General features: G+C 73.6%; 9 protein-coding genes. 4 read left to right on the forward strand and 5 right to left on the reverse strand.

Annotated features, from left to right (window positions below):
• Positions 1–100 precede the first annotated feature (100 nt).
• The gene (gene pfkA / locus WD250_03300; GenBank protein MEX2619225.1) at positions 101–1069 is read left to right on the forward strand and encodes a 6-phosphofructokinase; all 969 of its coding nucleotides are present in this window, start codon (positions 101–103) and stop codon (positions 1067–1069) included.
• On the opposite strand, the gene WD250_03305 is transcribed toward pfkA, so the two are convergent.
• The 3 genes from WD250_03305 to WD250_03315 form a co-directional block, all read right to left on the reverse strand.
• Positions 1066–1290, reverse strand: a complete 225-nt coding sequence (locus WD250_03305) for a hypothetical protein (GenBank protein MEX2619226.1) — start codon at positions 1288–1290, stop codon at positions 1066–1068. The two genes, pfkA and WD250_03305, sit on opposite strands and share 4 nt — an antisense overlap.
• Positions 1291–1365: 75 nt before the next feature.
• Positions 1366–1680 carry a hypothetical protein gene (locus WD250_03310; protein ID MEX2619227.1) on the reverse strand — a complete coding sequence of 105 codons (315 nt, stop codon included), beginning with the start codon at positions 1678–1680 and terminating at the stop codon, positions 1366–1368.
• Entirely contained in the window at positions 1677–3251 is a 1575-nt protein-coding gene (locus tag WD250_03315) for a PQQ-binding-like beta-propeller repeat protein (GenBank protein MEX2619228.1), read from the reverse strand. The genes WD250_03310 and WD250_03315 overlap by 4 nt, the downstream gene beginning before the upstream one ends.
• Positions 3252–3455: 204 nt before the next feature.
• On the opposite strand from WD250_03315, the gene arfB reads away from it, so the two are divergent.
• Positions 3456–3878, forward strand: a complete 423-nt coding sequence (gene arfB, locus WD250_03320; protein MEX2619229.1) for an alternative ribosome rescue aminoacyl-tRNA hydrolase ArfB — start codon at positions 3456–3458, stop codon at positions 3876–3878.
• Positions 3879–4167: 289 nt separating this feature from the next.
• Here the strand turns inward: arfB and WD250_03325 are convergent, their stop codons facing one another.
• Positions 4168–4575 carry a hypothetical protein gene (locus tag WD250_03325; protein ID MEX2619230.1) on the reverse strand — a complete coding sequence of 136 codons (408 nt, stop codon included), beginning with the start codon at positions 4573–4575 and terminating at the stop codon, positions 4168–4170.
• A gap of 145 nt (positions 4576–4720) precedes the next feature.
• Here WD250_03325 and WD250_03330 point away from each other — a divergent pair, with 145 nt between their 5' ends.
• Together WD250_03330 and WD250_03335 are read left to right on the forward strand one after the other, a co-directional pair.
• Positions 4721–5332, forward strand: coding sequence for a flavin reductase family protein (locus tag WD250_03330; GenBank protein MEX2619231.1), 612 nt, complete (start codon positions 4721–4723; stop codon positions 5330–5332).
• A gap of 39 nt (positions 5333–5371) precedes the next feature.
• Entirely contained in the window at positions 5372–8059 is a 2688-nt protein-coding gene (locus tag WD250_03335; protein MEX2619232.1) for a GNAT family N-acetyltransferase, read from the forward strand.
• Positions 8060–8077: 18 nt separating this feature from the next.
• On the opposite strand, the gene WD250_03340 is transcribed toward WD250_03335, so the two are convergent.
• Positions 8078–8638, reverse strand: a complete 561-nt coding sequence (locus WD250_03340) for a hypothetical protein (protein MEX2619233.1) — start codon at positions 8636–8638, stop codon at positions 8078–8080.
• Positions 8639–8885: the final 247 nt, after the last annotated feature.

Consider the following 8885-nt stretch of genomic DNA (forward strand, 5'->3'; position numbering starts at 1 on the left):
CCCCCCCCCCCCCCCCCCCGGGACTGCTGACTCGTGAATCGCCGGAGCTTGCGAGGGCGACTCTCGCCTTTTCGCCTCGCCGATCGGTAATCTTGGCGGCATGCGACGGATCGCGGTACTGACCAGCGGTGGGGACGCCCCCGGGATGAATGCGGCGATCCGCGCGGTCGTCCGCGGTGCCGACGCGGCCGGCATCGAGGCCTACGGGGTCCAGAACGGTTACGCGGGCCTCATCGACGGTCAGCTCGCTCCCCTGGACGCGCGGGCGGTGTCGGGGATCCTGCACCAGGGCGGCACGACGCTGGGCACCGCGCGGTCCGCGGCCTTCCGGACGACGGAGGGTCGCCGCCAGGCCAGCAAGCACCTCGACATGGCCGACATCGAAGGAGTGGTGGTCATCGGCGGAGATGGCTCCTTCCGTGGCGCTGACGTGCTCAGCCGGGAGGGCCACGTGCGTGTGGTCGGGATCCCGGGGACGATCGACAACGACCTGTCCGGCACGGACTTCACCCTCGGGTTCGACACCGCCGTCAACACCGCGCTGGAGTCGATCGACCGCATTCGCGACACCGCGGCCAGCCACGGCCGACTGTTCTTCGTGGAGGTGATGGGCCGGCGCAGCGGCTGGCTCGCCCTGTACGCCGGTCTGGCCGGCGGCGCGACGGAGGTGCTCGTGCCGGAGCGCCCGACCGATATCGCCCGGGTCCGCGAAGGGGTGCGGACGTCGTTCGCCATCGGCAAGCGCTTCTGTCTGGTGGTCGTCGCGGAGGGCGACGAGGCAGGCGGCGCGTACGGCATCGCTGACCGGGTGGCCGAGGGCCTGGACGTCGACTACCGGGTCTCGACCCTCGGCCACGTCCAGCGGGGCGGATCGCCCAGCATGCGTGACCGTGTCCTCGGCAGCGTCCTGGGGGACGCCGCGGTCACCGCCCAGGCCGAGGGCGCCAACCGCGTCATGGTCGGCGAGCGTCACGGGCAGGTCATCCGCTCGCCGCTGGAGCAGACCTGGACGAGCTTCGACCGCACGCCCCAGGACCTGCTGGCGCTCATGGACCGTCTGGCCCGCTAACCGAGCTCCTCGAGGCGGGCGAGCAGCTGCTCCTCGGACAGCGCGCCGAAGGTCACGGTGGACTCGCCGGTGGCGCCGTCCACGAACACCCAGGCGGGCTGCCCGATGATCCCGAACGCCCCCCACACCTGTCCCTCCTGGTCGATGGCGTGGCGCATCTGGTGGAGCCCGTGGCGATCGACGAAATCGTTGATGGCCGCATCCGTGTCACGGCTGGCCACGCCGATGATCTCGACGTCGCCGTCATAGTCCCGCGCAACCTGCGCGACCCCGGGGGCCTCCCCGTTGCACGTCGGTCACCACGGCGCCCAGAACCACAGCGCGAGGTCGCGCCCTGCCAGCTCAGCGCCGACGACCTGGCCGCCGCCCACCGCCGGCAGGGTGACGTCAAGGCCCTCGGCGAGCGGGGCGTCCCCCGGTGGGGCGGGCGCCTCCTCGGGGGGCACGCGCCCCTCCGGGTCGTCCTCGGCGGCCGGTGACGGGCTCGGTGTCTCCTGCGTCGCATCGGCTCCGGTGTCCTCGGCGATGTCCTCCGACGAGGTGGCGCAGCCGGCCGGCGCCAGCGCCAGCACCACCACCGCCAGCAGCGCCGCGAGCCGCGTGGCGGTCATGGCTGGACCACCTGGGGATCCGCGATGGCGTGCAGGAAGCCACCGCGGGTCCCGACGTAGATGGTGCCGCCCCACACGGCCGGGGTGGCCTCGACGCACCCGTCGAGCTGCACCGTCCACAGCTCGGGCGGCTCGACCGTGGTGTCGGCGACGTCGTAGGCGCGCATGGCGCCGCTGCAGTCGGACTGGATCAGCACGTCGTCGACGACCACGGGCGACTGCCAGACCGGTCCCGCCAGCTGTTTCTCCCACCGGATGGCACCGGTGGCACGATCCAGGGCGAGCAGTCGCCCACCGTCGGTCGGGACGTAGAGGACGTCGCGGTCCAGCGCCGGGGTCGCCCACACCCCCGCCCGAGGGGTCCCCCGGTCGTGCACCGACCACACCAGCGGGTCGTCGGGCCGGGTCGGGTCGAGCTTCATGATCTGGCCCACCGCCCGTCCCCGATCGGTGAACCGCTCCCACTGCGACGCCACGTAGAGCATGCCCTGATCGTCGGCGACGATCGTGGCGTCGGTGTCGTCGCCCGTCCAGAAGCGGAACACCCGCTCGGGGTCCACACCCTCGCGCAACCCCGTGATGTCCCAGCCCTGCACGAGGCCCCCCGAGTTGGCGAAGTACACCGTGTCGCCCACCACCGTGACGGAGCCCTCGATGGACATCATGTGGTCCCCGGTGGCCTCGAGCAGCTCGTCGTCCCAGCCCGGGGCGTTGAACACCACCTCGGGGTCGAGGGTCACCCGTCCGTCCTCGCCGTAGCCGCGCAGCAGGTGCACGACATGGAACTGGCTGTTCTCCCCGCCGACGAAGAGGTAGTCGTCGAGGATCAGCCCGGCGCCGTCCCAGTCGTTGTTCCACAGCGTCGGCGCCACGTCGAAGGCCCACAGGCTCCACAGCTCGCGCGGCTCGTCGCCGTCGATGGCGATGGCCCGGTAGTGGTTGTCCCGCGACCCGGTGTAGACGATGGGGAACCCGTCGGGGTCGACCGTCACCGACCCTTTGATGAGGTCACCGGTCGGGAAGCTCGGCAGGATCTGCTGGCCGGTGTCGGCGTCGACGAAGTGCACATGGCCATCGTATGCGCCGAACACCACCCACGTCCGACCGTCGCGCTCGAAGACCGCCGGCTGGCCGGTCCACCCCAACCCGCACCACTCACGGGTCTGCCCGCCTACCTCGGACTCCGAGCACATGGCCTCCCGCGGGTAGCGCCACACCGGCTCCGGGGCCGTCGGGACGGGGCCGGCGCCGTAGAAGGTCCGCGTCGGGTTGCCCCGGAAGGTGAGCAGCCCCCGCACCGCCGCGCCGTAGGGCGTCCCGACCGACGCCGGATCGACCCACCCCTCGAAGGGCGCCGGGGTGTCCTGCTCGCCCTCCGCGGCGCGCCCGGCGGGCTCCGGGGCGTCCCCGCCCGTCTCGTCCTCCTCGGCCGCATCGGCGGCCTCGTGGCCCCCGACGAGGTCCGTATCGGCGCTGGCAAGCATCTCCGGGGGTGCCGGCGGTGCCAGGCCGGCGTACAGGACCATCGCCACCGCACCGACGAACCCGCCCGCGAAGACGACCGTCAGCACCGCGGGCCCATGGCGAAGCCACGCCCATTCAGACGGCTTGAGGTGCTGTCCCCAGTGCATGCTGGTGGCCAGTGTAGGGGGCGATGACCCGCACCCGGGGGAGGGCACCCCTGCCGCGGGGGACCGGGGCGACCGTGGCCACCAGCCGGGCGGCCGGCCACCCGACGACGGTAGCGCCCGTGGCCTCTCGGGCACACTGGCGCCATGAGCGCGATACGACTGGGCAGCGGTGTGACCGTGCCCGAGGACGAGCTGGAGGTCGCCTTCACGCGTTCCGGCGGCCCGGGCGGCCAGCACGTGAACACCTCCTCGACCAAGGTGGAGCTGCGCTTCGACGTCGACGCCACCCGCCATCTCACCGAGGCGCAGAAGCGGCGCGTCCACGCCGCCCTCGGCAACCGGATCACCAAGGACGGCGTGCTCGTGCTCACCTCCTCCGAGCATCGCTCGCAGACGCGCAACCGCGATGCGGTGATCGCCCGCTTCACCACCCTGGTCGGTGACGCGCTACGTCCTCCGCGCCGGCGCCAGCGCACCCGCCCCACCCGCGCGTCCAAGGAGCGCCGGCTCGAGGCCAAGCGCCGACGATCCGACAAGAAGGCCCTGCGCCGCAACCCCGATGTGTGAGCCGTCCGACAGGCATCGTCCGAGCCTGGTGGGCATCGCCTGAGCCGGCGAGGGCTCGCGGGATTGTGGACCGGCAGCCCCAGTCTCGGTGCCCGCCACCGGTCGGCGACCGATGGTTTCCCGCGCCGGCGCGGGAAAGCTCGGGACCATCGGCGAGGGGGCATTGCCCCGGCGCCCGGGAGCGGGTCACCACCCGGCGCGCGCGTCGTGGAGGCCCGCCCGTGCTCGTCGTGGGGGCCCGCCCGTGCTCGCCGGTGGCCCGCCCCGCGCTCGTCGCACGTGCCCAGCGCTAGGGCCGCCGGCGCCGGCGGAGCCAGGCCACACCGGCGTCGTGCCAGGCGTCCAGGGGCTCGACCACCCCGCTGACCGCGTCGAGCATCTCCTCCAGTTCCCCCGTGGTGGCCGACACGGTCCGGGCGGCGGGGATCTGGGTGAGGGCCTCCTCGACCGCGTCCCGGCATGCCTGCCACGCCTCCTCCATCGCCGGGACCCGCCAGCCGTCCAGCTCGGTGGCCACGGCCGTGAGCTCGTCGCGCAGCAGGTCCAGGCCGACGGGGACCGGCGCGGGGTCGATGCGTCCCACCGGGAGGCAGCCGAGCAGCGCCTGGCGGGCGGACTCGACGCGCTCCGCCTGGGCCTGGAAGGCCGCCCACGCCGGCTGCAGGTCGGGCGGCATCGTCTTGCGTCTGGCGATCACGGATAGAGGGTAGCCACCGCGCCTGCGAGCGGGTTCGCCCGGGTGTGCGGTCTGACGCACCGTGGCGGTGCGGTCGACGACACACCGCGCTCGGGCAATCAGCGCTCCGTCGATGCGCCAGGCGCCCGGACTACACTGCGCCACCATGCCCACCATCGACCCGGCCGACCTGGCGCCGCGCGAGACCTACTTCCTGCTGACCAGCCTGGTGGTGCCCCGGCCGATCGCCTGGGTGTCGACGCTGGCCGAGACGGGTGTGGCCAACCTCGCGCCGCACAGCTACTACAACATCATCTCGTCGCACCCGCCGATCGTGCACTTCACCTCGAGCGGGGTGAAGGACACGTTGCGCAACGTCCGGGCGACGGGCGAGTTCGTCGTCAACGTCGTCAGCCGCGACCTGCTCGAGGCGATGAACGCCACGGCGGCCAACTTCCCGTCGGGCGAGGACGAGGCCGCGTGGGCGGGACTCGACACGCTGCCGTCGGACACCGTCGGACCGCGGCGGCTCGCCGCCGCCCGGGCGGCGCTGGAATGCCGGCTGCGCGAGGAGCTGGTCATGGGCAACGGCACGATGGTCTTCGGTGACGTCCTGCGCGTCCACGTCGCCGACGAGGTGTGGCGTGACGGGCGCGTGGCGCCCGACCTCCTGCAACCGGTCGGGCGGCTGTCGGGCAGCGGGTACACCCTGGTCGACGAGATCATCCACCTGGCCCGTCCGTCCTGGGACGACCTCCGGGATGCACCCGGAGGCTGAGGCCAGCGCTACGACCCGCAGCGGGAAGGGGCTGACCCGATGACACCACCCGACCTCGACCGCTACGCCCACGACGCGGTGCTCCGCGACGGCCGCACCGTCCACGTGCGGCCGATCCGCGCGGGCGACCTCGACGAGCTCCTGGCCATGTGGAGCCGCCTGTCGCCGGAGACCATCCGCATGCGGTTCTTCGCGCCGCGGTCCATGAGCGCCGCGCAGATGCGCTACTTCACCGACGTGGACTACGAGCGGCGGTTCGCGCTCGTCGCCGAATCCGCCGGGCGCATCGTCGGCGTCAGCCGGTTCGACCGTCTCGACGAGGATCCAGCCACGGCGGAGTTCGCCGTCCTGGTCGAGGACGCCGAGCAGGGCCGCGGCGTCGGCACTGCGCTGCTGCGCGCCCTCGTCGAGCCGGCGCAGGACCGCGGCGTGACCGGCTTCGTCGGCGACGTCCTGCGCGAGAACCGCCCCATGCTGGCGATGATGCGCGACGCCGGTTTCACCCCCGCCTTCGCCGACGAGGGCACCGTGGTACACACGCGCTTCTCGTCCATCCCCACCGAGCAGTTCCTGGCCACCGGCGACGAGCAGGACCGCACGGCGGCGGTCGCGGCGCTGTCCGCGGTCCTCGCACCGGCGTCCATCGCCGTCGCCGGGGCGAGCCGCGACCCCCGCAGCATCGGGGGCCTGGTCTTCGCGAACCTGCTGGCCGGCGGCTTCGCCGGTCCGGTCTACCCCGTCAACCCCGCGGCGCCGGTGGTGCAGTCGGTGGCGGCCTACCCCACCCTCACCGCCTGCCCCGCCGTCCCCGACCTCGTGCTCGTGTGCGTGCCCGCGCCGCACGTCACGGCAGTGGTGACCGAGGCGGCGCGCCTGGGCTGCAAGGCCGCGGTGATCGTGTCGGCCGGCTTCAACGAGGCGGGCCCCGAGGGTGCGGATCGCGAGCGGGCCCTGATGGAGGTCGTGCGGGCCTTCGGGCTGCGCATCGTGGGCCCCAACTGCATGGGCGTGCTGAACGCCGACGGCGACGTGCGGATGAACGCCACGTTCTCGACCGTCTTCCCCCCGCCGGGGCGGGTGGCGTTCTCCAGCCAGTCGGGCGCGCTCGGTCTCGCGATCCTGTCGGCGGCCAAGCGCCTCGGCCTCGGCCTGTCGAGCTTTGCCAGCGTGGGCAACAAGGCCGATCTCTCCGGCAACGACCTGCTGCAGTACTGGGAGAGCGACCCGAACACCGCGGTGATCCTGCTGTACCTCGAATCCTTCGGCAACCCCCGCAAGTTCGGCCGCATCGCGCGCCGGGTCGGCCGGCACAAGCCCATCGTGGCGGTCAAGTCGGGCCGGACGCAGGCGGGCGAGCGGGCAGCCTCCAGCCACACCGGTGCCCTGGCCGCCGGCGACGTGGCGGTCGAGGCGCTGTTCCGCCAAGCCGGGGTGATCCGCACGGAGAGCCTGGAGGAGCTGTTCGACGTGGCGACCGTCCTCGCGAACCAGCCGCTGCCCGCCGGCAACCGGGTCGCGATCCTCACCAACGGCGGCGGACCGGGCATCCTGGCCGCGGACGCCTGCGAGTCGGCCGGCTTGGCGGTGCCCGAGCTGGCGCCGGAGACCGTCGCGCGGCTCGCCGAGTTCCTGCCCCCCGAGGCGGGCATCCGCAACCCCGTCGACATGATCGCGTCGGCGAGCGCAGCCGACTACGGGCGCGCCATGCGGGTCCTCGCCGCGGACCCCGAGGTGGACAGCCTGCTCGTGATCTTCATCCCGCCGGTGGTGACCCAGCCCGACGACGTCGCCCGGGCGATGGCCGACGCGAAGGCGGCGATCGGGGACCTGCCCGTGCTGTCGGTCTTCATGAGCGAGGCCGGCGTCCCCGACGAGCTGGCCCAGGCATCCATCCCCTCCTTCGTCTTCCCCGAGGGCGCGGCCCGGGCGCTCGGCCGGGTGGCCCACTACGCACGCTGGCGGGCCGCCCCGCTCGGCAACGTCGTGGCCGTGGAGAACGCCGACGTCGCCGCGGCGCGCGCGGTCGTCGACGAGGCGCTGGCCGGGGGGCGCGCCGACGCGTGGCTGACCGCCGGCCAGGCCGAGCGCCTGCTGTCGGCCTTCGGGATCACGACCGCCGCGGCCAGGATCGCGCACACCCCCGAGGAGGCCGCCGCCGCGCAGGCCGCCATCGACGCGCCGGTGGCGGTGAAAGCGGCCGCGCCGATCCACAAGACCGAGCTCGGCGGTGTCCGCCTCGGGCTCGCCCGTCCCGAGCAGGTCGCCGATGCCGTCGCGGCGATGACCCGCGACCTCACCGCGGCCGGCCGCGCGGACGTGGCCGAGCACGGCTTCCTGGTCCAGGAGATGGTCGGCGACGGCGTGGAGATGGTCGTCGGCGTGAGCCACGACCGCACCTTCGGACCCATCCTCATGGCGGGGATGGGCGGGACCCTGGTGGAGCTGCTGCGCGACGTGAGCGTCCGGATCCATCCGCTGACCGACGCCGACGTCGACGACATGCTGACGAGCCTGCGCGGCTACCCGCTGCTCACCGGCTACCGGGGTTCGGACCCGGTCGACGTGGAGGCCCTGCGCGCGCTGCTGTTCCGGGTGTCGGCCATGGTCGAGGAGGTCCCCGAGGTCGACGAGCTCGACCTCAACCCCGTGTTCGTCCGCCGCCGCGGCGTCGCCGCGGTCGACGCCCGCGTGAAGCTGGCCCGCGACCACCGGCGCCCCCGGCACTGACGCGGTCCGGGCGCCCCCCTACGGGCGCGCCCGGTCCCGGGGGCGGGGACGTGACTCCTCCCCGCTGTCCCACTCCACCCAGTCCGACCACTCCTCGATCTCCTCGCCGGTCGGGTCGTCGGCCTCGGCCCGATCCAGGCCGTCGGCATCGTCGGGCACCCCCACGACCGAGAGCAGCCCGTCGTCGGCGGCGAAGGTCACCAGAGCCGCGCGCGACCAGCAGCTGTCCTCGTCGGGCAGCCAGGCGACCGCGCACGGCACACCGTCGAGGAAGGCGGCGGTGAGGAACGCCCCCGGCGAGCGCTCCCAGATCGCCTCGAGCTCCTCGCGGAGCACCGCGAGCCCGTCACCGGGCAGGTCGGGCGTCTCGATCTCGTCGTGGACCAGGGCGAGCAGCGCGTCGAGGTCGCGGGCGTTGAAGCCGTCGACGAACTCGTCGCGCAGGGCCGCCAGCTCGGGGTCGCCGTCGAGCACCGGGCGGTCCGCAGCATCCTCGTCGGGGGCCTCGTCCACGTCCGGGTCGGCGGACAACGGCTCGCCGGTGATCGACAGGTCCTCCTCGTCCGGTGTGGCGATCATGGCCTCCCCTCCTGCCGCGCTGGGCGCACCACCAGCATGACCGACGAGAGGCCGGCGCAAAAGAGGCTCTTCGCAACGATCCAGGGGTTCACCCGAGCGTCTCGCCGCGTCCTTGGCGCCCGGCGCGGAGACCGCGACCACTGCCGCCGGGGAAGTGGCCTGGCGAGGCGACCACCGCCAGGGTGGTGCACTGGCCCGGCCACGCGGCCGGCGAAGTGCCCCGGCCACGCCACCACCTCCACGGTGG

The sequence above is a fragment of the Egibacteraceae bacterium genome, from assembly GCA_040905805.1.
Classification (GTDB): domain Bacteria; phylum Actinomycetota; class Nitriliruptoria; order Euzebyales; family Egibacteraceae; genus DATLGH01.